Origin of the sequence: Streptomyces sp. SAI-170, assembly GCF_049739565.1 — a bacterium.
In the GTDB taxonomy this organism is placed as follows: domain Bacteria; phylum Actinomycetota; class Actinomycetes; order Streptomycetales; family Streptomycetaceae; genus Streptomyces.
The window spans coordinates 5967832-5988162 of the sequence record NZ_JBMGQD010000001.1; the positions used below are offsets into that span (position 1 = coordinate 5967832).

At 71.9% G+C, this 20331-nt stretch carries 20 protein-coding genes; 8 read left to right on the forward strand and 12 right to left on the reverse strand.

The features are described from left to right. Positions 1 to 75: 75 nt before the first annotated feature. From RKD23_RS26820 to RKD23_RS26830, 3 genes are all read left to right on the forward strand, one after another. A complete protein-coding gene (locus tag RKD23_RS26820) occupies positions 76 to 1074 on the forward strand; it encodes a Gfo/Idh/MocA family protein (protein ID WP_424856003.1) in 999 nt (332 codons plus the stop codon). A 115-nt stretch (positions 1075 to 1189) separates the two neighbouring features. After that, positions 1190 to 1813 (forward strand): TetR/AcrR family transcriptional regulator, encoded by a 624-nt coding sequence (locus tag RKD23_RS26825; RefSeq protein ID WP_424856004.1) that lies wholly within the window; start codon positions 1190 to 1192, stop codon positions 1811 to 1813. A 137-nt stretch (positions 1814 to 1950) separates the two neighbouring features. Then, positions 1951 to 2673 carry a bifunctional DNA primase/polymerase gene (locus tag RKD23_RS26830; RefSeq protein WP_424856005.1) on the forward strand — a complete coding sequence of 241 codons (723 nt, stop codon included), beginning with the start codon at positions 1951 to 1953 and terminating at the stop codon, positions 2671 to 2673. Between the two features lie 72 nt (positions 2674 to 2745). Here the strand turns inward: RKD23_RS26830 and RKD23_RS26835 are convergent, their stop codons facing one another. Genes RKD23_RS26835 through efeO form a run of 4 tightly spaced genes read right to left on the reverse strand, consistent with a single transcriptional unit; the run spans position 2746 to position 7005 of the window. Continuing rightward, positions 2746 to 3738: a hypothetical protein gene (locus RKD23_RS26835; RefSeq protein ID WP_424856006.1), complete on the reverse strand. Its 993-nt coding sequence runs from the start codon at positions 3736 to 3738 to the stop codon at positions 2746 to 2748. Beyond that, positions 3698 to 4570, reverse strand: a complete 873-nt coding sequence (gene efeU, locus RKD23_RS26840; protein WP_424856007.1) for an iron uptake transporter permease EfeU — start codon at positions 4568 to 4570, stop codon at positions 3698 to 3700. The genes RKD23_RS26835 and efeU overlap by 41 nt, the downstream gene beginning before the upstream one ends. 3 nt (positions 4571 to 4573) lie before the next feature. Then, a complete protein-coding gene (gene efeB / locus RKD23_RS26845) occupies positions 4574 to 5830 on the reverse strand; it encodes an iron uptake transporter deferrochelatase/peroxidase subunit (protein ID WP_424856008.1) in 1257 nt (418 codons plus the stop codon). Positions 5831 to 5847: 17 nt separating this feature from the next. Further along, a complete protein-coding gene (gene efeO / locus RKD23_RS26850) occupies positions 5848 to 7005 on the reverse strand; it encodes an iron uptake system protein EfeO (RefSeq protein WP_424856009.1) in 1158 nt (385 codons plus the stop codon). A gap of 242 nt (positions 7006 to 7247) precedes the next feature. Between efeO and RKD23_RS26855 the strand changes: the two genes are divergently transcribed. Further along, the gene (locus tag RKD23_RS26855; RefSeq protein ID WP_424856010.1) at positions 7248 to 7892 is read left to right on the forward strand and encodes a PhzF family phenazine biosynthesis protein; all 645 of its coding nucleotides are present in this window, start codon (positions 7248 to 7250) and stop codon (positions 7890 to 7892) included. On the opposite strand, the gene RKD23_RS26860 is transcribed toward RKD23_RS26855, so the two are convergent. Both RKD23_RS26860 and map read right to left on the reverse strand, forming a co-directional pair. Next, positions 7841 to 8620 (reverse strand): heme oxygenase (biliverdin-producing), encoded by a 780-nt coding sequence (locus RKD23_RS26860; RefSeq protein ID WP_424856011.1) that lies wholly within the window; start codon positions 8618 to 8620, stop codon positions 7841 to 7843. The genes RKD23_RS26855 and RKD23_RS26860 overlap by 52 nt on opposite strands. Positions 8621 to 8668: 48 nt before the next feature. Next, positions 8669 to 9526, reverse strand: coding sequence for a type I methionyl aminopeptidase (gene map / locus RKD23_RS26865; protein ID WP_424856012.1), 858 nt, complete (start codon positions 9524 to 9526; stop codon positions 8669 to 8671). A gap of 59 nt (positions 9527 to 9585) precedes the next feature. Between map and RKD23_RS26870 the strand changes: the two genes are divergently transcribed. Further along, positions 9586 to 9819 carry a hypothetical protein gene (locus tag RKD23_RS26870; protein ID WP_424856013.1) on the forward strand — a complete coding sequence of 78 codons (234 nt, stop codon included), beginning with the start codon at positions 9586 to 9588 and terminating at the stop codon, positions 9817 to 9819. Here RKD23_RS26870 and RKD23_RS26875 read toward each other — a convergent pair whose 3' ends face one another. Continuing rightward, positions 9820 to 11115: an MFS transporter gene (locus tag RKD23_RS26875; RefSeq protein ID WP_424856014.1), complete on the reverse strand. Its 1296-nt coding sequence runs from the start codon at positions 11113 to 11115 to the stop codon at positions 9820 to 9822. A 172-nt stretch (positions 11116 to 11287) separates the two neighbouring features. Further along, positions 11288 to 11887 (reverse strand): hypothetical protein, encoded by a 600-nt coding sequence (locus tag RKD23_RS26880; protein WP_424856015.1) that lies wholly within the window; start codon positions 11885 to 11887, stop codon positions 11288 to 11290. Between the two features lie 125 nt (positions 11888 to 12012). On the opposite strand from RKD23_RS26880, the gene npdG reads away from it, so the two are divergent. Together npdG and RKD23_RS26890 are read left to right on the forward strand one after the other, a co-directional pair. Continuing rightward, positions 12013 to 12720: an NADPH-dependent F420 reductase gene (npdG, locus tag RKD23_RS26885; protein ID WP_424856016.1), complete on the forward strand. Its 708-nt coding sequence runs from the start codon at positions 12013 to 12015 to the stop codon at positions 12718 to 12720. Between the two features lie 4 nt (positions 12721 to 12724). Beyond that, on the forward strand, positions 12725 to 12961 hold the full coding sequence (locus RKD23_RS26890) for a hypothetical protein (RefSeq protein ID WP_424856017.1): 237 nt from the start codon (positions 12725 to 12727) through the stop codon (positions 12959 to 12961). Here the strand turns inward: RKD23_RS26890 and RKD23_RS26895 are convergent. Then, positions 12951 to 13751 carry a site-2 protease family protein gene (locus RKD23_RS26895; protein ID WP_424856018.1) on the reverse strand — a complete coding sequence of 267 codons (801 nt, stop codon included), beginning with the start codon at positions 13749 to 13751 and terminating at the stop codon, positions 12951 to 12953. The two genes, RKD23_RS26890 and RKD23_RS26895, sit on opposite strands and share 11 nt — an antisense overlap. 162 nt (positions 13752 to 13913) lie before the next feature. Here RKD23_RS26895 and RKD23_RS26900 point away from each other — a divergent pair, with 162 nt between their 5' ends. Continuing rightward, a complete protein-coding gene (locus tag RKD23_RS26900) occupies positions 13914 to 17210 on the forward strand; it encodes a BTAD domain-containing putative transcriptional regulator (RefSeq protein WP_424856019.1) in 3297 nt (1098 codons plus the stop codon). A 10-nt stretch (positions 17211 to 17220) separates the two neighbouring features. Here the strand turns inward: RKD23_RS26900 and RKD23_RS26905 are convergent, their stop codons facing one another. The 3 genes from RKD23_RS26905 to panB form a co-directional block, all read right to left on the reverse strand. Then, a complete protein-coding gene (locus RKD23_RS26905; protein ID WP_424856020.1) occupies positions 17221 to 18036 on the reverse strand; it encodes an ABC transporter permease in 816 nt (271 codons plus the stop codon). Further along, positions 18033 to 19058, reverse strand: coding sequence for an ATP-binding cassette domain-containing protein (locus tag RKD23_RS26910; protein WP_424856021.1), 1026 nt, complete (start codon positions 19056 to 19058; stop codon positions 18033 to 18035). Before RKD23_RS26910 ends, RKD23_RS26905 begins: the two co-directional genes overlap by 4 nt. Before the next feature lie 227 nt (positions 19059 to 19285). After that, complete coding sequence (gene panB / locus RKD23_RS26915; RefSeq protein WP_404034723.1) at positions 19286 to 20161, reverse strand: 3-methyl-2-oxobutanoate hydroxymethyltransferase; 876 nt, start codon at positions 20159 to 20161, stop codon at positions 19286 to 19288. Between the last annotated feature and the right edge of the window lie 170 nt (positions 20162 to 20331).

Genomic DNA, 20331 nt, shown 5'->3' on the forward strand with positions numbered 1-20331 from the left:
CGTGCGCTCCCTATGCTCTCAGCTCGAACACAGTGCTGATTGGCTGATTGTCACCGGAACGAGGGTGGGGCGGGAATGACGACGGACGTGGTGCGGTGGGGAATCCTGGCCACTGGGGGGATCGCGGCGGCGTTCACGGCGGATCTCGTGGATCTGCCGGACGCGGAAGTGGTCGCGGTGGCCTCGCGCACCGAGGCCTCGGCGAAGGCCTTCGCGGAACGCTTCGGCATCCCGCGGGCCTACGGCGACTGGGCGACGCTCGCGATGGACGAGGACGTCGACGTCGTCTACGTCGCCACCCCGCACGCGGCACACCGGGAGGCGGCCGGGCTGTGCCTGGAGGCCGGGCGGAACGTGCTGTGCGAGAAGGCGTTCACGCTGAACGCGCGCGAGGCCGAGGAACTGGTCGCGCTGGCACGCGAGCGCGGGAGCTTCCTGATGGAGGCCATGTGGATGTACTGCAACCCGCTGGTACGGCGGATGAAGGCGCTGGTGGACGACGGCGCGATCGGCGAGGTGCGCAGCGTCCAGGCCGACTTCGGCCTCTCCGGCCCCTTCCCGCCCGCGCACCGGCTGCGTGACCCCGCACAGGGCGGAGGAGCGCTGCTGGACCTGGGCGTGTACCCGGTGTCCTTCGCGCAGCTGCTGCTCGGCGAGCCCGCGGACATCGCGGCGAGAGCAGTGCTCTCGGACGAGGGCGTCGATCTCCAGACGGGTGCGCTGCTCTCCTTCGAGAGCGGTGCTCTGGCTTCGGTGCACTGCTCCATCGTCGGCGGTACGGCCGTCCAGGCCTCGGTCACCGGCTCGCACGGCCGCATCGACATCCCGTCCGGCTTCTTCCACCCGGACCGCTTCGTCCTGCACCGCGACGGCCGCGACCCCGAGGAGTTCACCGCCGACCCGGCCGACGGCCCCCGCACCACCCTCCGCCACGAGGCCCGCGAGGTCATGCGCGCCCTGCGCGCCGGCGAGACCGAGTCCCCGCTCGTCCCGCTGGACGGCACGCTCGCGGTGATGCGCACGCTGGACGCGATCCGGGGGCAGGTCGGCGTGCGGTACCCGGGCGAGGCCTGAGCCCGCGGCTGGTCACAGGGGGCCGGTCACAGGGGGGGGCGGGCTCAGAAGTGCCGACTCAGGGGGCGGCAGACTGAGGCGAGACGCCGCGTCTCGCCCCTGCTATCGTCCCCCCATGGTCGACAAGCACGCCCCCGACGCCAGCCGCCGCAGCGAGAAATCCCGCCGCGCGATCTACGCCGCCGCCCTCGCCCTCGTCGGCGAGGTCGGCTACCCGAAGACCACCGTCGAGGGGATCGCCGCCCGCGCCGGCGTCGGCAAGCAGACCATCTACCGCTGGTGGTCCTCCAAGGCCGACGTCCTGCTGGAGGCGTTCCTCGACCTCGGCGACCAGGCCGCGCAGGCGGCGGGCGCCGAGGACGGGCAGTCGTACGGCATCCCGGACACCGGCGACCTCGCCGCCGACCTCAGGGCCGTGCTGCGCGCCACCGTCGACGAACTCCTCGACCCCCGCTTCGAGGCCCCCGCGCGCGCCCTCGCCGCCGAGGGTCTGGTCAACGAGGAGCTCGGCCGCCGGTTCGTCGCCCGGCTCCTCGAACCCCAGCTCCAGCTCTACGTCGACCGCCTGCGCGCCGCCCAGGCCGCCGGCCAGGTCCGCCCCGGGGTCGACCCGCGCATCGCCCTGGAACTGTTCGTCTCCCCGCTCGCCCAGCGCTGGCTCCAGCACACCGGACCCATCTCCTACGAGTACACCGACACCCTCGTCGACTACGCCCTGTACGGCCTGGCGCCCCGATAAGTCCCGCTCCGCGCCGAACGCCGGTGTGGGGTATGTCTCGCCCCACCCTTCCCGGTTGTCGGCTCCGGCCCCCCGGGGCGCAGGATGGTGGGACCATGAGGCATGCTGTCCGCACCACAGCGAGGGCGAGGGGATAGATGAGCGGGGAGTTCGGTGGCCTGACCGGCCTGCGGGGCAGACTCACCCAGTGGCTGCGCAGAAGCGGCCCCGAGACCGCCGACGACGGCGGCCGTGAGGCCCTGCTGATCGCCGCCGCCGCAGCGGGCCTGCCGCTCGCGCCCGCCGCGCACCCCGCCCCCGGCTACCGCTGTTCCTGCGACCGCGTCGGCTGTCCCACCCCCGCACGGCACCCGGTGTCGTTCGCCTGGCAGACGCAGTCCACCACCGACCGCGCCCAGATCGAACGCTGGGCCCGCCATCAGCCGCAGGCCAACTTCATCACCGCGACCGGCATGACCCACGACGTCCTCGACGTCCCCCTGGAGGCCGGCCGCGAGGCCCTGGCCGGGCTGCTCGCGGCGGGGATCGACGTCGGGCCGGTCGCCGAGAGCGACGACGGCCGCATGCTCTTCTTCACGCTGACGCGTGGCACGCCTGAGGACGAGGACGAGTGGTGGCCGTGCGAGCTGGACTGCCACCCCGAGACGATGGACGAGCATCCTGGGCTGCGGTGGCACTGTCGGGGGTCGTATGTGCTGGTGCCGCCGGCCAGGCTTCCCGGTGACGACGACCGGAGCGTGCACTGGGTGCGGGGCCTGGAGTACGCCCTGCCGGACCCGTTGACGTTGCTGGAGCACCTGACCGATGCGTGTGCCCGGCACACGGGGCATGTGCCTGCGGCCTGGCCTCTGCGGCACTGACCGTAGCTCCGACCGTTGTGTCGTCTGCGCGCCGCCGTTGTGGCTGGTCGCGCAGTTCCCCGCGCCCCTGGGTTACTCGCCCTTGGCCCCTGTCAAACCCTGAATGCGCCCCAGCATCTCCACCTCGGCACCCTTCTTCGGGTCCAGGACCACCTCGTTGGAGACGAACTCCATCGTCAGGGACTGCTTGATCTCGCCGGTCGTCAGGGCCAGGACGTCGTCGCCAGGGGTCGGCACGCTCGTGCCCGCCGCCGCGGTCTGCTTCTCGAAGTGGCGTGTGGCGAAGAAGACCAGCGCGCCCCCGTCGGCGGTGCGCAGGGCGAGCGGGGCGTAGTCGCCCCCGGACAGGGGCTCGTCGATGTACTGCCGGGCGAGACCGGGGCGTTGGGCGTTCTTGTCGCGCAGTTCGCGCCACTCGGAGGTGTGTGTGCCGTCGGCGAAGACGGTGTCGCCGTCCTGGAGGTAGGAGGCGTAGTCCTGGCTCAGGTTCTTGGGGGCGATGGCCAGTTCGGGCGAGTCGGCGGGGACGGCCTCGACATGGCCGTCGGCGTCCTTCTTCAGGTCGGGGACGGAGCCGGGCGCGACCAGCGTCAGATAGGCCACTTCCCAGGGGGCGTCCTGCTTGTCGCGGGTGAAGACCAGCAGCCAGCGGGCGTCACCGCCCTTGTTGCCCTTGGCGTCGGCGAGGAACCAGCGCGGCCAGCCGGCCTTCTCGACGATGGTGAACTTCGCGTCCGTCAGCTCCAGCGGCGTGTGGTTCGCGTTGCCGTCCGGGTGGTTGGCGTGGCCCGCCTTCAGCCGGGCCCCGTCGATGTCGGCGAGGGCGCCGGTGACACGGCCGGCGTCCAGGGAGCTGTCGTAGGCCTTGTCGGCCGCGTTGTAGGCGGCCGTGAAGTCCTCAAGTGCCTTGGCGGCCTCGCTCTGTGTGGCGGCGGGGAGCACCTCGCGCTCCCCGTGCACCACCACGCATCCGCTCAAGGTCAGCGACAAAGCGGTCAGCGTGGCCGCTATGACGCCGTTCCGGTCACGCCTGCGAAGCCTCAGACGGCTGCGATCCCTGCTCATCGGGCTCCTTCACCTTCCCCTTCCCGGAGGCGAACCCTACCGGGGCGAGGAACAGCGCGAGCGTCGGGATCAGGTACAGCAGCCACACCGTGACCTGGAGGACGGTCGGATCGGGCTGGAAGTTGAAGATGCCCTTCAGCAGCGTGCCGTACCAGCTGTCCGGCGGGATCGCGCCGCTGATGTCGAACGCCTTGTCCGTCAGGCCGGGCAGGAAGTCGGCCTCCTGAAGGTCGTGGAAGCCGTACGCGAGGACGCCCGCGGCGACCACGACGAGCATGCCGCCGGTCCAGGTGAAGAACTTCGCCAGGTTGATGCGCAGCGCGCCCCGGTAGAACAGCCAGCCCAGGAACACCGCGGTGGCCAGGCCCAGTCCGGCGCCGATCAGCGGGCGCGGGGAGCCGTCGCCGGCCGCGCGCACGGATGTCCACACGAACAGGGCGGTCTCCAGGCCCTCCCGGCCGACGGCGAGGAAGGCGGTGACGACCAGGGCGACCGTGCCGGTGCTCAGGGCCGAGTCGAGCTTGCCGTGCAGTTCGGCCTTCAGATGCCGGGCGGTGCGCCGCATCCAGAAGACCATCCAGGTCACCAGACCGACCGCGATGACCGACAGCGAGCCGCCGAGCATCTCCTGCGCCTCGAACGTCAGCTCCTGGGAGCCGAATTCGAGGGCGCAGCCGAAGCCGAGGGCGAGCGCGACGGCGACGCCGATGCCGGTCCAGATCGGCTTGAGGGCGTCACGCCGGCCGGTCTTGACGAGGTAGGCGATCAGGATGCAGACGACGAGGCTGGCCTCCAGGCCCTCGCGCAGTCCGATGAGGTAGTTGGAGAACACGGCTCAGGCCTCCTTCGCGAACAGCGTCCGGCCCCACCAGTCGTCCTTGTCGCGGACGCCCGGCGGGATCGCGAAGACCGCGGAACCCACGTGCTGGATGTACTCGTTGAGCGCGTCCGTGGCCAGGTTGCGCTGCACGGGCACGAAGCCCTTGCGGACGTCCCGTTGGTACGCCAGGAAGAACAGGCCCGCCTCCAGCCGCCCCAGGCCGTCGGTGCCGTCGGTGAAGGAGTAGCCGCGGCGCAGGATCGTCGCCCCGTGGTTGGAGTCGGGGTGGGCGAGCCGCACGTGCGCGTCGGGCTTCATCGCCTTCAGGAACGGCTCGTCGCGCTCCTTGGCCTTGCCGACCGGGGCGCCCTCGCCCTTGTCGCGGCCGAAGATGTCCTCCTGCTCCTGCAAGGAGGTGCGGTCCCAGGTCTCGATGTGCATGCGGATGCGGCGGGCGACCAGATAGGAGCCGCCGGCCATCCAGTCGGGACCTTCCTTCTCGCCGACCCAGACGAACTTCTCCAGCCGGTCCGTCTCGGTGCCCGCGATGTTGCGGGTGCCGTCCTTGAAGCCCATCAGGTTGCGCGGGGTCTGCGCCTCGGGCGTCGTGGAGGAGGTCTTGCCGAAGCCGAGCTGGGACCAGCGGATGACGACCTTGCCGAAGCCGATGCGGGCCAGGTTGCGGATCGCGTGCACCGCGACCTGCGGGTCGTCGGCGCAGGCCTGGATGCACAGGTCGCCGTTGCTGCGGGCCGGGTCGAGGTTGTCGCCGGCGAACTTCGGCAGGTCGATCAGGGCGTCGGGGCGCCGGTCGGCCAGGCCGAACTTCGTGAACAGCGAGGGCCCGAAGCCGATCGTCAGGGTGAGCCGGGACGGCTTGAGGCCGAGGGCCTCGCCGGTGTCGTCCGGCGGCGCCTCGGCGAGCCCGCCGTACGCGCCCTCGCCGACGGCCTGTCCGGCCGTCATCCGGCGGGCGGCCTCGGTCCAGTCCTTGAGCAGCTGGACGAACTCGGCGCGGTCGTCCGTCTTCACGTCGAACGCGGCGAAGTGCAGCCGGTCCTGGACCGGGGTGGAGATGCCCGCCTGGTGGGCGCCGTGGAAGTCGATCGCGGCGCCCGCCTCGGCGCCCGCGGGGTCGACGTCGTTGCCCGTACGGGTCATGGCGACGGCCCCGCCGGCCGCGACGGCGCCGAGCGCGAGGCCCGCGCCGCCCCAGCCGAGCAGCGAACGCCGGGACGGGATGGCGGCCTGGGTGCTGTCCGTGTCGGTCATGTCCGGTTGCCCCTCGTTCACTTCACGACAGCGGCGGCGAGCTGGGAGAGCGGCTCGGCGAGCGCGTTCACCGCGTCCGACAGCTCCTTGCGGTCGGCCTTGCCGACCTTGTCGTACGAGGTGAACTCGTACGAGGTCTTGTTCGGGCGGTACTTGTCCAGCAGAGCGTTCAGCGCGGCGAACTGCTTGTCCAGGTCGGCGGTGAGGGCCTTGTCGTTCTCCTGGGCGACCGGCTTGAGCAGCTGGTAGGACTTCTCGGCGCCCTCGACGTTGGCCTTGAAGTCGACGAGGTCGGTGTGCGAGTAGCGCTCCTCCTCGCCGGTGACCTTGCCGGTGGCGACCTCGTCGAGCAGCTCCTTGGCGCCGTTGGCCATGGAGGTGGGGGTGATCTCGGCCTTGCCGACCCGGTTCTGCCAGTCCTTCAGGTCCTTGACGAGCAGGTCGGCGAGCTCCTTCTCCCGGTCGCCGATCTTCTTGTCCTGCCACAGCGCCTTCTCCAGGCGGTGCCAGCCGGTCCAGTCGGTGGCCGGGTCCTGGCCGTCCTCCAGGCCGTCCTCGCGGACGTCGACCTTGGGGTCGATGTCGCCGAAGGACTCGGCGACCGGCTCGGTGCGCTCCCAGCCGATGCGGGAGGGGGCGTAGGCGGCCTGGGCGGCCTTCAGGTCGCCGTCCTTGACGGCCGCCGCGAACTTCTCGGCCAGCGGCAGCGTCTCGTCGGCCTGCGCCTGGACGTAGGCGCGGTAGGCGGCCACGGCCTTGTCGAGGCGCGGGTCGCGCTTGGCCGCGGCGCCGCCGCCGGTGGCCTTGATGTCCTGCCGGATGCCGTCGCCCTTCATGCCGGGCTTGCAGGCGATCTGGTAGTCACCGGCCTTCACCTCGGCGGTGACCCGCTGCTTGGTGCCGGGGCCGATGTTCTCGCGCTCGGTGACCACACGGTCGTCCGGGAACAGGACGTAGACCTCGGTGACCTTCGAGCCCTTGTTCTCGATGGCGAGTTCGAGGTGCCCGGCGGGCACCTCCTTCTTCGACACCTCGCACTTGTCGTCGGTGGCGGTCACGGTGATGACGTTGTCCGCGCTCGCGTCGCCCTTGCTTTTCTCGGTGCAGCCCGTGACGGCGGTCAGGGCCGCCGCGGTGGCGGCGGCGGTCACGACGGAGAGGCGGACGGCACGCATACGAACTCCAGACGAGTGGCGGAAAATCTATGTGACCCACGTCACTTCGGCATGGGTAGGCTCGCCTAACTTATCTGAGCCTTACCTGTGCGATACCCAAGCGAACGGTGATTCAGCTCTCATCGACGCTGTATGAGCACGGCCTGATCACGCCGACCCAAACCGCACACCATGGGCAGGTCAAGAAACCGCCAAGGGCGGCGGTGTGAGCCCGTCGTCGCGGCCGATGGTTGAATTCCCCGGTGACTGACTACGACGTGCTGCGCGTCTTCTGTGCGCCGAACGGCGGATACGGCAACGAACTGGGTGTCGTCCGCGAGGGCTCGGTGCTGCCGGAGCGCGAGGACCGCCAGGCGTTCGCCGCCAAGCTCGGCTTCAGCGAGACCGTGTTCGTCGACGACCCCGAGCGTGGAGTCGTCGACATCTACACACCCACCCTGCGGCTGCCCTTCGCCGGTCACCCCTGCGTCGGCACGGCCTGGCTGCTGGACGTGCCCGAACTGGTCACCCCCGCCGGGACGGTGGGCGCCCGCCAGGACGGCGAGTTCAGCTGGATCGAGGCCCGCGCGGAGTGGGCGCCCCCGCGCACCCTGCGCCAGTACGCCACGGCCGCCGAGGTGGACGCCCTGCCGGTGCCGCCCAAGGGCGAGTGGATCTACGCCTGGGCCTGGGAGGACGAGGCCGCGGGCCGTGTCCGTGCCCGGGCGTTCCCCGGCCGCGACGACGGCATCGACGAGGACGAGGCGACCGGCGCGGCGGCGCTGCTGCTGACCGCCCGACTGGACCGCGCCCTCAACATCGCCCAGGGCAAGGGGTCGCAGATCCTGACGGCGCCTCAGCCGTACGGATGGGTGGAGATAGGCGGGCGGGTGTTGTTGGAGAGGTGAGCGTCGCCGGTTCCGTGCGGCGCCGTTGTGGCCGGTCGCGCAGTTCCCCGCGCCCCTTTGGGGCGCTCCTCGCTCAGCGCCCTGAAAACCCCTGTGTTCAGGGCGAAAGCCCGCTTGCACTCAGCGACGATCCGCTGTTTCTCCGACTCGTCCGCCATGACCGAGTCCAGCCGCTCCCGGTAACCCCGCTTGAACGCCGCCGGGTTGGGGATCTGCTCGAAGACGTAGAACCGCACCCCGTCGCCCTTGCGTGCGAACCCCCACGTCCGCTCGGCCTTGTCGCGGATGATCTGCCCGCCGGACAGGTCGCCGAGATAGCGGGTGTAGTGGTGGGCGACATAGCCGCCGGGCCAGCGCCCGGCGCAGTACCGCACCCGGTCCGCGTACGCGCGCGTGGCGGGCAGCGCGCTCAGTCCCGCCCGCCACCCGGGCCCGCGCAGATGCTCCAGGTCCCGCTCCAAGGACCCGAGCCGGAACAGCTCCGGCCGGATGAACGGCCCCGCGACCGGATCGGCCGCCAGCCGCTCGGCGCCCGCCTCCAGAGCCTCGTACACGAACCACAGCTGCTCGGTGTAGCGCGCGTACGCGTCCACACCGAGCCGGCCGCCGAGCAGGTCGCTCATGAACGTCGAGCTCTCCGCCTCCGTGTGCTGCTCCTGGGACGCGGTGCGGAGAACGGCGGAGAAGGGGGAGGAGGGGTAGGAGAGGGGGGAGAACTCCGGATCCATACGGATCACCCATACCGGTGCAATATCCGACAACCTGTCGGTAAGAGCCTACGGCAGGGTGAGGATGTCCGCTCCCGACTCCGTGACCACCAGCGTGTGCTCGAACTGGGCCGTCCGCCTGCGGTCCTTCGTCACGACCGTCCAGCCGTCGTCCCACATGTCGTACTCATGGGTGCCGAGCGTCAGCATCGGCTCGATCGTGAACGTCATCCCCGGCTGCATGATCGTCGTCGCGTGCGGGCTGTCGTAGTGCGGGATGATCAGGCCCGAGTGGAACGACGAGTTGATGCCGTGACCCGTGAAGTCCCGCACCACCCCGTACCCGAACCGCTTGGCGTACGACTCGATGACCCGGCCGATCACATTGACCTGCCGGCCCGGCTTGACCGCCTTGATCGCACGGGTGAGCGACTCGCGAGTGCGCTCCACCAGCAGCCGGCTCTCCTCGTCGACGTCACCCACGAGATAGGTCGCGTTGTTGTCGCCGTGCACCCCGCCGATGTACGCCGTGACGTCCAGGTTGACGATGTCGCCGTCGCGCAGCACCGTCGAGTCCGGGATGCCGTGGCAGATGACCTCGTTGACGCTGGTGCACAGCGACTTGGGGAAGCCCCGGTAGCCGAGCGTGGACGGGTAGGCGCCGTGGTCGCACAGGAATTCGTGCGCCACCTTGTCCAGCTCGTCCGTGGTGACACCGGGTGCGATGATCTTCGCGGCCTCGGCCATCGCCCGCGCGGCGATCCGGCCCGCGCGGCGCATCGCCTCGATCGTCTCGGGCGTCTGCACCTCCGGACCGGTGTACGGCGTCGGCGCGGGCTTGCCGACGTACTCGGGGCGCCGGATGTTTCCGGGTACGGAACGGGTGGGAGAGAGCTCCCCTGGTACGAGCAGCGACTGGCCAGACATGCCAGCGAGTCTAAGACAGCGGTCATGGGGGACCATGTCCGTGGCGAAAGGAGCCGGTCATGGCCCTGTTCAAGAAGCGCACCGTCGGCAAGCCGGGCGAGTGGTACTACTGCCTGGAGCACAAGAAGGTCGAGGAGGGGCCGGAATGCCCCGCGAAGGACCGCTTCGGCCCGTACACCACCCGCGCGGAGGCCGAGCACGCCATGCAGACCGCCCGCGAACGCAACCTGGAGTGGGAGAACGACCCGCGCTGGCACGACGCGCCCACGGGTCAGGCCACCGACGAGGACTGATCAGGTCTGGGGCTGGGGCCGGGCCGCGGCGGCCGTCTCCCGCTGCTCCCGCACCCGCGCCGCGTGCTCGTCCGTGCGGGCGTCGTACGTCATCAGCTTCGGCAGGCACAGCGCCAGCAGCCCCACCGCTCCCGCGCACAGCAGCCCGCCGGACCACACCGACGCCCGCACGCCCCACCATGCGGCGAAGGCGCCCGACCTGACCTGGCCGAGGGTCGGCCCGACCGAGTACGACAGCAGCTCGATCCCCGCGAGCCGGCCGCGCAGCTCGTCGGGGATCGTCTGGTTCCACATCACTCCGCGGAAGATCCCGCTGACCATGTCGCAGCCGCCGGCGACCGTCAGGAACAGCAGCACCAGCCAGACGTTCCCGCACAGCCCGGCCGCCGCGATCGACACGCCCCACAGCGCGGCCGCCAGCGCCACCATCCGCCCGTGCCGGTGGATCCGCCCGGTCCAGCCGCTGGTCACGCTCACCAGCAGCGAGCCCAGCGGCACCGTGGCGTACATCAGCCCCAGCGCCCACTCGGCGTCCAGCTCGTCCGCGAGGAACGGCAGCACCGCCAGCGGCATCGCCAGGAACATCGCCGCCAGGTCCACGGCGTAGGTGCCGAGCAGCTCCTTGCGGCTCCAGGCGTACCGGGCGCCCTCCGCGATCGCCCTGAGCGAGGGCTTCGCGGCCTCGCGCGCGGCGGGGGAGGAGGCGAGGGGCAGGATCAGCACCACCGACACGACGAAGGTCAGCAGGTCCGCCGCGTACGCCCAGCCCAGCCCCGCGTACGCCACCACCACACCGGCCAGCGCCGGGCCCGCGACCCCGCCGACCGTCCAGCGCAGCGAGTTCAGCGAGGCCGCGGCCGGCAGATGCTCGTGCGCCACGATCCGCGGCCACAGCGAGTCCAGCGCGGGCCGCTGCACGCTGACCAGCGCGGAGGAGAGCGCCGCCACGAGGTACAGCGGCCAGACCGCCGGCTCCGGGAGCAGCGCGTTGACCAGCAGGATCGCGCTGAGCACGCCCTGACCGGCCTCCGTCCAGACGATCAGGCCGCGCTTGTCCAGCGCGTCCGCCAGCGCGCCGCCGTACAGGCCGAAGACGATGAGGGGGATCAGCTCCACCGCGCCGATCGCCCCTACCGCCGCGGTCGACTCGGTCAGTTCCTTGATCTGTACGGGCAGTGCAACGAAGGTCAGGAAGCTGCCGAAGTTGGAGATCGCGCCCGAGATCCAGAGCAGTCGGAAGTCCCGGGAGGCTCGCCAGGGGGTGAGGTCGGGGAGGAACGAGCGGTGAGCGGTCACGAGAGGTCATGGTCGGTGGGGCGTGAAACGGGGTGCAACCGAGTTTTTGCTGCAGCCCGCGCGGACCGTGGAGTTCCTTGAACGCCGTCGGCGGCTGCGGGTTCTCTGTGGCTGGTCGCGCCCGCGCGGCGGAGCCGCATATCGACACAGCCCCGCGCCCCTTAAAGGGGCGCTACCAGGCTGTGGGTGGGGGTGCCGTCAAGGTCTCGGCCAGTCTCGACAGGCGGTCGCGGAAGCGGCGGCGGGCACGCGGTAGTGGGGCCGCGTTCTCGCCCGCTGCCGCGCTCACCAAGTGCTGGACGCTGTCCAGGTCCAGCTCGGCGCCCTCGGGGACCGGAAGGGCCTCGTGGGCCATGGTTTCCAGGTCGCCGCCGCCTGTGCCGAGGGCCAGGACCGTCGCGCCGGCCCGGCGGGCGCCGTGGACCCGCTCCAGCAGGCCCGCGTGCTCGTCGGGGGCCACCACCAGCAGGGTCTCCCCGCGCCCCGCCGCCTCGATGCGGCCGAGTCCGACCGCGAGGTGCGCGGGACCGGACGGGCGCGCGGCATGCCGTACGAGCGTCGGCGCCAGCTCCGGCGTGCCCGACCAGGCGGCCTCGTCCACCAGGTGCGCCGCCAGATGCCACGGCTCGTACTCCGGCGTCCCCACCACCAGCAGCCCGCCCCTGTGCGACACCACCGACCCGCGCAGCGCCCCGGCGAACCTGCGGGTGGCGGCGGGCCATTCGGTCCCGGCGAGCACTTCGCGCAACAACGCGACCCGTACGGCGTCCATGCGCCCGCATCCTGCCCCAACCTCCCCTCCCCGGCCCGCGGTTCGGCCGGAATTCGCCCGAACCGGGGCGCCCTCGCCGCTGAGCGCGGGACGGGGCCCGCACACGCGCACGTAGAGTCGGGCGCATGACCTCTACCGACAGTGCTGCACAGAAGGCCCCCGCCAAGGACCCCTGGGACCTGCCCGATGTCTCCGGGTTCGTCGTCGGCGTGCTCGGCGGAACCGGACCGCAGGGCAAGGGCCTCGCCTACCGGCTCGCCCGGTCCGGCCAGAAGGTGATCATCGGCTCGCGGGCCGCCGACCGCGCACAGGCCGCCGCCGAGGAACTCGGCCAGGGCATCGAGGGCGCCGACAACGCGGAGACCGCCCGGCGCAGCGACATCGTGATCGTCGCCGTGCCGTGGGACGGCCACGCCAAGACGCTGGAGTCGCTGCGCGAGGAACTGACCGGGAAGCTGGTCGTCGACTGCGTCAACCCGCTCGGCTTCGACAAGAAGGGCGCCTACGCCCTCAAGCCGGAGGAGGGCAGCGCCGCCGAGCAGGCCGCCGCCCTGCTGCCCGGCTCCCGGGTCACGGCCGCCTTCCACCATCTGTCGGCCGTCCTGCTCCAGGACCCCGAGATCGAGCAGATCGACACCGATGTGATGGTCCTCGGCGAGGAGCGCGCCGACGTGGAGATCGTCCAGGCGCTGGCCGGCCGCATCCCCGGCATGCGCGGCGTCTTCGCGGGCCGGCTGCGCAACGCCCACCAGGTCGAGTCGCTGGTCGCCAACCTGATCTCCGTGAACCGCCGCTACAAGGCGCACGCGGGGCTCCGCGTCACGGACGTATGAGCCCATGGGGGACACTGGTGGGCATCAGCAGCACAGCAGTGTCCCCCTCCAGGAGCCCCTCATGCCCCGCCTCGCCCTCTACGCCCTGATCGTCTGCCTCCTCGCCGTCGCCGCGGCCGTCGTCTCCTTCGCGCAGGGCAGCTTCCTCGGGATCGTCTGGGTGCTGCTGGCGGGCCTGTCGTCCAACATGACCTGGTACTACCTCAAGCGCGAGAAGGTCAGGAAGTCCGTCACGGGCTGACCGAACAGATCTCGTCGGTGCCGCGCCAGAAGCGGTACAGGTCGTAGCCGCAGTACGTGTCGAAGTCGCTGATCCCGAGACCCCTCAGGATCGCGTCGATCACGTCGAAGAACGCGTTGTTCAACGACGGGATCCACAGCAGCGCGAACACGATCAGCAGCCCGAACGGCGCCAGCGGCTCCACCTGCCGCCGCACGTTGTACGACAGCCAGGGCTCGATCACGCCGTAGCCGTCCAGGCCCGGCACCGGCAGGAAGTTCAGGATCGCCGCCGTCACCTGGAGCAGCGCGAGGAACGCCAGCGCGAAGCGGAAGTCCCGCGGCACGCCGTCCAGCGCGTCCAGCCAGAACGGGGCCGTGCACACCAGCGCGAACGCCACGTTCGTCAGCGGGCCCGCCGCCGAGATCAGGCTGTGCCGCCAGCGGCCTCTGATCCGGCCCCGCTCGATGAACACCGCGCCGCCGGGCAGGCCGATCCCGCCCATGATCACGAACAGCACCGGCAGCACGATGCTCAGCAGCGCGTGCGTGTACTTCAGCGGGTTCAGGGTGAGATAGCCCTTCGCGCCCACCGAGATGTCCCCGCTGTGCAGGGCCGTGCGCGCGTGCGCGTACTCGTGCAGACACAGCGAGACGATCCACGCCGCCGTCACGAACAGGAACACGGCCAGGCCCGGCTGCTCGGCGAACCCGGTCCAGGTGGCCCAGCCGGTCACCGCCGTCACGGCCGCGATCCCCACGAAGACGGGGCTGATCCTCCGGTCGCTGTGCCGGCTGGTGGCGGTGGTCATGGGGCGGGACACCTCCGTGCTCGGGCGGCTTGGGTGCCCGACCGTACCGGGCGCACAGGGACAACGTCCCGGGAACGGACGAGGGTTCCTGAGAAAAGGGGCCGACTTGACGCGAGCCTCGCCGCAAAACCCCGTGACCCGGCCCCCACCTCACCGGAGAGAATGGCTCCCGTGCGCTATCGCATCCTCGGCACCACCCAGGCCTTCCGCCCCGACGGCACCCCCGTCCCGGTCGGCGGGGCGCGGCTGCGTGCCCTGCTGACCGTGCTCGCGCTGCGCCCCGACCGGGTCGTGCCGGCCGGGCTGCTGGTGGACGAGGTGTGGGCCGGTGACCCGCCCGCCGACGCCACCGGCGCCCTCCAGGCACTGGTCGGACGCCTGCGCAGGGCGCTGGGCGCCGACGCGGTCGTGCTGGCCGACGGCGGCTACCGGCTCGCCGCCTGCCCGGACGACATCGACCTGCACCGCTTCGACCGGCTCACCGGCGAGGGCCTGCGCGCCCTGGCCGACGGCGACCCCGCCAAGGCCGCCGGCGTCCTCGACGACGCCCTCGCCCTGTGGCGCGGCCCCGCCCTCGCCGACCTGCCCGACCGCACCCCCGAGGCCGCCCGCTGCGACCGCCTCCACCTCGACGCCCGCCGCGCCCGCCTCACCGCCGCCGTCGCCCTCGGCCACGCCGACCGCGCGCTGCCCGAGCTGACCGCCCTCTGCGACACCCACCCCCTCGACGAGCCCCTCCAGGCCCTCCGCCTGCGCGCCCTCCGCGCCACCGGCCGCACCGCCGAGGCCCTCGCCGCCTACGACGCCGTACGCCGCCTCCTCGCCGACGCCCTCGGCACCGACCCGGGCCCGGAACTGCGCACCCTGCACACGGAGCTACTGGGGAACGGACCTGCACCGGCTCATGCCCCTAGGACCGCCCCCGACACCGGGACCGTCCCTCCCCGCCCCCGAGGCAACCTCCGCGCCCGGCTCACCTCCTTCGTCGGGCGCGAGGACGACATCGCCGCCATCCGCGACGACCTCGCCACAGCGCGGCTCGTGACCCTCCTCGGGCCCGGCGGCGCCGGGAAGACGCGGCTGTCGCAGGAGGCCGCCGAAGGGGTGGCCGACCTCGCGCCGGACGGGGTGTGGCTGGCGGAGCTGGCGCCGGTGGACGACCCGGCGGCGGTGCCGGAGGCGGTGCTGACGGCGATCGGGGCGCGGGAGACCGTGCTGTACGGCGCCGGGGCGGAGAGCATCCGGGCCGCCGTCGGCGATCCGCATCACGACGACGCCGTCACCCGGCTCGCCGAACACTGCGGCAGGCGCAGACTGCTGATCGTCCTCGACAACTGCGAGCACGTCGTCGACGCCGCCGCGCGCCTCGTGGACGAGCTGCTCACCCGCTGCCCCGGCCTGACCGTGCTGGCCACCAGCCGGGAGCCGCTGGGCGTGCCAGGCGAGCTGCTGCGCCCGGTCGAGCCGCTGCCCGAGCCGTACGCGCTGCGGCTGCTCACCGACCGCGGTGCCGCAGCCCGGCCCGGCTTCAGCCCCGAGGAGGACCCGGAGGCCGCCGCCGAGATCTGCCGCCGCCTGGACGGCCTGCCGCTCGGCATCGAACTGGCCGCCGCCCGGCTGCGGATGCTCACCCTGCGGCAGATCGCCGACCGCCTCGACGACCGCTTCCGGCTGCTGACCACCGGCAGCCGTACCGTCCTGCCCCGCCAGCAGACCCTCCGTGCCGTCGTCGACTGGTCCTGGGAACTGCTCGACGCCGACGAACGCGACGTCCTCAGCCGCCTGTCGGTGTTCGCCGGCGGCTGCGACCTCGCCGCCGCCGAGGCCGTGTGCGGCCCCGCCGCCCTGGACGTGCTCGGCCAGCTCGTCGACAAGTCCCTGGTGGTGGCGGCCCCCTCCGCGAACGGCGAGATGCGCTACCGGCTCCTGGAGACCGTCGCCGAGTACGCCCGCGAACGCCTTCAGGAGGCAGGACAGCGCGCCGCAGCCGAGCGCGCCCACCTCATCCACTACCGCGAACTCGCCCGGACCACCGACTCGTTGCTGCGCGGCTCCGGCCAGGCAGCCGCCATCGCCCTGCTGGAGCTGGAGTACGAGAACGTGCGCACCGCCCTGCGGCACGCCGTCGCCGAGCGCGACGAGCAGGAGGGCCTCGTCCTGGCGCTGTCGCTGGTCCTGTACTGGCAGATGCGCGATCTGCGCCAGGAGACCCGCCACTGGTGCGCCGAGGTCATGGCCCTGGGCCCCGACCCCTTCACCGAGCCCGTACGCAAGGCCGTCTCCGTGGCGGAACGCCTGACGGCCGCGCCGCCCCCGCTGACCGGCGAACTGCTCACCGAGGCCCGCCGCGGCGTGCACCTGGCCCACCTCGCCTGCATGGACGCCGAGCCCGACTCCTGGAGCACCCCGCGGGCGCAGGCCAGGCTGCGGCTCATCGCGGCCACCTACGAGCCCGGCCAGCCGCAGACCTGCCGGATCCCCGGCATGCTGTGGTTCTACGCCGTGATGCTGACCGGCGACCTGTGCCGCCTGTACACGATCGTCGACGCCTGCGTGGAGACCTGCCGCGCCACCCCCGGCTTCGAGTGGGAGCTCGCCGTCAGCCTCCAGATGCGAGCCAACTTCCGCGCCAACACCGCCCAGTGGGCCGCCGACGCCTCCCGCGACGCCGACGAGGCACTGGAGATCTTCCGCCGTCTCGGCGACGACTGGGGCTACGCCGAGGCCCTCTCCGCGCGCGGCGAGGCCCATGAGGCCCGCGGCGACTTCGCGCTCGCCGCCGCCGACTACCAGGAGGCCGGCACCTACGCCGAACGGCTCGGCGCCCGCGCCCATGTGGCGGTGCTCGCCGCGCGGTTCGGCGCGGCCCTGCTGGAGACGGGGGAACACGAGCGCGGTGAGCGCATCCTGCGCGAGGTGATCGCCGAGCACGACGGCGGCCTCAGCGAGGGCATGCCCGCCGCGCGGCTGTTCCTCGCCGGCTGGCTCAGCCTGACCGGCCGTACGGCCGAGGCACGGGAGCAGATGCGGCTGCTGCGCGAGGGGTTCAGGATGGCCCACTTCGCCGTCTTCGCCGCGTTCCTGCTGGGCGCCGAGGCCTGGCTGGAGGTGGTCGACGGCCGCTACGAGGAGGGCCTGGAACTGGTGCGCGAGGCCCTGGAGAAGGCGGCCGACCCGCTGGCCCAGGCGATCCGGCCGGCCACGCGCTCGGCATACCTCGCCGTCGCCGCGGTCGCCCTCGCCGAGCACCAGCGGGGCCGCCGGGCCGCCGACGCGGTCCGCTGCCTGGGCGCGGCCGACGCCGCACTGCCCCCGGGCCATGTCCCCTCCCTGGTCGAGCGCACGGTCCGCGAACGGGCCGAGTCCGCCGCACGGGCCGCACTGGGCGAGACCGCCTACGACACGGCGTACGCCGAGGGCGGTGGCCTCTCCCCCGAGGAGGCCACCGCCCTGGTGTGAGCCGCACGACTCACTTCTTGGTGCGGAACTTGTGGACCGCCACCGGCGCCATCGTCACGGTCAGCAGCACCGACCAGGCCAGCGTCACCCACAGGTCGTGCGCGACCGGGCCGCCCACCATCAGCCCGCGCGCGGAGTCGGCCAGCGCGGACAGCGGGTTGTAGTCGGTGAAGTTCTGCAGCCAGCCCGGCATCGACTGGGTCGGCGCGAAGATCGACGAGCCGAACTGCAGCGGCATCAGCACCAGGAAGCCCATCGCCTGCACGGACTGCGCGCTCTTCATGACGACGCCCAGCAGCAGGAACACCCACATCAGCGCCGAGCCGAACACCATGGACAGGCCCACCGAGGCGAACAGACCGGGCCAGTTGGTGATGTCGAAGCCCACCAGCACACCGACGATCAGCAGCACGGTGGTCGCGAACAGCATCCGCAGCAGTTCCACCGCGATCTTCGCGAACAGCACCGAGCCGCGCCCGATCGGCAGGGACCGGAAGCGGTCCATGACACCGGTGTTGAAGTCCTGGTTGAAGCCGGTGCCCACGCCTTGGGCGATGTTCATGCCCATCATCGCCATCAGGCCGGGCACGACGTACTGCACGTACGCCTGCTGCCCGCCGCCCAGCGACTGGCCGATCGAGCCGCCGAAGACGTACACGAACAGCAGCGTGAAGATGACCGGGAACAGCACCGCGTCGAACGTCGACTCCGGGTCCTGCCGTATCCACAGCAGATTGCGGCGCACCAGGGCGCCGGTGTGGCGCAGATGGGCCCGCAGCGGGATACGGGTGTCGGCGGCAGCGGTCACGGCGGATACGGCGCTCATACGGCGACCTCCTCGCGGGCGTCGGTGGACTGGGTGGGGAGCGTGGTCTCGGCCCGCTTGCCGGTGAGGCTCAGGAACACCTCGTCCAGGCTGGGCAGTTCGGTGGTGACGGAGGCGAGCGTGATGCCGAGCGCGACGGCCGCGCCGATGACGGCGGTGAGCTGCTCGTCGCTGAGGACGGGCACCAGGACCGTGCCGCTGTGCGTGTCGACGTCGGCGGTCGCGAGGCCGGTGATGCCCAGCTCGTCCAGGGCGCGGGCGAGTTCCCGCAGCCGCAGCGGGTCGGCCGGCCGGATCCGCAGCCGGCGTCCGCCGACCCGGGACTTCAGCTCGTCGATGCCGCCGCCGGCGATGACCCGGCCCCGGTCGACGACCGTCAGCTCGGAGGCGAGCTGCTCGGCCTCCTCCATGTACTGGGTGGTGAGCAGCACCGTCACACCGTCGCCGACCATCGCCTTGACCTCGTCCCACACCTCGTTGCGGGTGCGCGGGTCCAGGCCGGTGGTGGGCTCGTCGAGGTAGAGCACGGCGGGGCGGCCGATCATCGACGCGGCCAGGTCGAGCCGCCGGCGCATACCGCCGGAGTACGTCGACGCCGGGCGCTTCGCGGCCTCCGTCAGCGAGAACCGCTCAAGGAGCTCGTCGGCACGGACCCGGGAGTCCTTGCGGGACAGGTCCAGCAGCCGGCCGATCAGATAGAGGTTCTCCCAGCCGGACAGCTTCTCGTCCACGGAGGCGTACTGCCCGGTGAGGCCGATCACCCGGCGCAGCTGCCGGGGCTGGCGTACGACGTCGTAGCCGGCCACCGTCGCCTGTCCGGCGTCCGGGGCGATCAGCGTCGACAGGATCCGTACGAGGGTGGTCTTCCCGGCGCCGTTCGGCCCGAGCACCCCCATCACGGTCCCCTCGCGCACGTCCAGATCGACACCGTCCAGTGCCTTGGTCTCGCCGTAGTGCTTCACCAGCCCCCGCACGGAGACGGCGGCGCCCGTCGCCGCGGGCTTCTTCTCGATTCGCGTCATGTCCAAGACGGTGTCAGGACCGACCGACAAACCACCGACAAGTCACCGACGCCGCCGACAAGCCGCCGACAGCACCGCGTCTTTCCCGACGACGACGGCGACCATCGATTGAGGAACCACGACGGCGAGCAACCAGATCCGCGAGAGCGGCGCCGGCTCAGGCGCAAAAAATGGCACAGCCCCGCCGACGGGGGAAGATCGGCGGGGCTGTGTCGTACCGCGGTGGCTCAGTGGACGGAGTGCTCCTCCAGCGGGAACGTTCCGCCGACGACGTCCTCGGCGAAGGCCTTCACCGCGTCGCCCATGACCTCACGCAGGTTGGCGTACTTCTTCACGAACTTCGGCACCCGGCCACCGGTCAGCCCGAGCATGTCGGTCCACACCAGCACCTGGGCGTCCGTCTCGGCGCCGGCGCCGATCCCGACGGTCGGGATGTGCAGCGTGCGCGTGACCTCGGCGGCCAGCTCGGCCGGCACCAGCTCCAGGACCACCGCGAACGCGCCGGCGTCCTGCACGGCCTTCGCGTCGCGCAGCAGCTGCTGGGCCGCCTCCTCGCCACGCCCCTGGACGCGGTAGCCCATGGCGTTGACCGACTGCGGGGTCAGGCCGATGTGCGCCATGACCGGGATGCCGGCCTCCACCAGGAGCCGGATCTGGTCGTACGACCGCTCGCCGCCCTCCAGCTTGACCGCCTGGACGCCGGCGTCCTTCACCAGCCGGGTGGCCGAGCGCAGCGCCTGGACGGGGCCTTCCTGGTACGACCCGAAGGGCAGGTCGCCGACGATCAGCGAGCGCCGGGTGCCGCGCACGACGGCCGCGGACAGCATGGTCATCTCGTCGAGGGTGACGGGCACGGTGGTCTCGTAGCCCAGATGGCAGTTGCCCGCCGAGTCGCCGACGAGGATCACCGGGATGCCGGCCTCGTCGAAGACGGACGCGGTCATCGCGTCGTAGGCGGTGAGCATGGGCCACTTCTCGCCCCGCTCCTTGGCGAGGGCGATGTCGCGGACGGTGATGCGGCGGGTGCCCTTTCCTCCGTACAGCGCCTTGCTGCCGTCGGAGGTGCCTGCCTGTGCAGTCTGGGCAGCCGAAAGCTGCGTCATTGCAACGGCTCCTTACGTCATCTCGAGGCGCCCTCACGGCGTCCCCGGACCACCTCCATGGTGGCACCTCGCCCGGACGAGGGCCAGACCACCCCCGGGTGGCGAGGAGCACGCCGGCCCGGGGTCCGTATGTGCGCGTCCCGGGGTGCGAATGTGCGCGTTTCGTCACA

What these genes read in the sequence shown, in the direction of transcription:
- RKD23_RS26820 (WP_424856003.1), top strand. Translation starts at nt 76, where the DNA reads ATGACGACGGACGTGGTGCGGTGGGGAATCCTGGCCACTGGGGGGATC.
- RKD23_RS26825 (WP_424856004.1), top strand. Translation starts at nt 1,190, where the DNA reads ATGGTCGACAAGCACGCCCCCGACGCCAGCCGCCGCAGCGAGAAATCC.
- RKD23_RS26830 (WP_424856005.1), top strand. Translation starts at nt 1,951, where the DNA reads ATGAGCGGGGAGTTCGGTGGCCTGACCGGCCTGCGGGGCAGACTCACC.
- RKD23_RS26835 (WP_424856006.1), bottom strand. Translation starts at nt 3,738, where the DNA reads ATGAGCAGGGATCGCAGCCGTCTGAGGCTTCGCAGGCGTGACCGGAAC.
- efeB (WP_424856008.1), bottom strand. Translation starts at nt 5,830, where the DNA reads ATGACCGACACGGACAGCACCCAGGCCGCCATCCCGTCCCGGCGTTCG.
- efeO (WP_424856009.1), bottom strand. Translation starts at nt 7,005, where the DNA reads ATGCGTGCCGTCCGCCTCTCCGTCGTGACCGCCGCCGCCACCGCGGCG.
- RKD23_RS26860 (WP_424856011.1), bottom strand. Translation starts at nt 8,620, where the DNA reads ATGGATCCGGAGTTCTCCCCCCTCTCCTACCCCTCCTCCCCCTTCTCC.
- map (WP_424856012.1), bottom strand. Translation starts at nt 9,526, where the DNA reads ATGTCTGGCCAGTCGCTGCTCGTACCAGGGGAGCTCTCTCCCACCCGT.
- RKD23_RS26870 (WP_424856013.1), top strand. Translation starts at nt 9,586, where the DNA reads ATGGCCCTGTTCAAGAAGCGCACCGTCGGCAAGCCGGGCGAGTGGTAC.
- RKD23_RS26880 (WP_424856015.1), bottom strand. Translation starts at nt 11,887, where the DNA reads ATGGACGCCGTACGGGTCGCGTTGTTGCGCGAAGTGCTCGCCGGGACC.
- npdG (WP_424856016.1), top strand. Translation starts at nt 12,013, where the DNA reads ATGACCTCTACCGACAGTGCTGCACAGAAGGCCCCCGCCAAGGACCCC.
- RKD23_RS26890 (WP_424856017.1), top strand. Translation starts at nt 12,725, where the DNA reads ATGGGGGACACTGGTGGGCATCAGCAGCACAGCAGTGTCCCCCTCCAG.
- RKD23_RS26895 (WP_424856018.1), bottom strand. Translation starts at nt 13,751, where the DNA reads ATGACCACCGCCACCAGCCGGCACAGCGACCGGAGGATCAGCCCCGTC.
- RKD23_RS26900 (WP_424856019.1), top strand. Translation starts at nt 13,914, where the DNA reads ATGGCTCCCGTGCGCTATCGCATCCTCGGCACCACCCAGGCCTTCCGC.
- RKD23_RS26905 (WP_424856020.1), bottom strand. Translation starts at nt 18,036, where the DNA reads ATGAGCGCCGTATCCGCCGTGACCGCTGCCGCCGACACCCGTATCCCG.
- RKD23_RS26910 (WP_424856021.1), bottom strand. Translation starts at nt 19,058, where the DNA reads ATGACGCGAATCGAGAAGAAGCCCGCGGCGACGGGCGCCGCCGTCTCC.
- panB (WP_404034723.1), bottom strand. Translation starts at nt 20,161, where the DNA reads ATGACGCAGCTTTCGGCTGCCCAGACTGCACAGGCAGGCACCTCCGAC.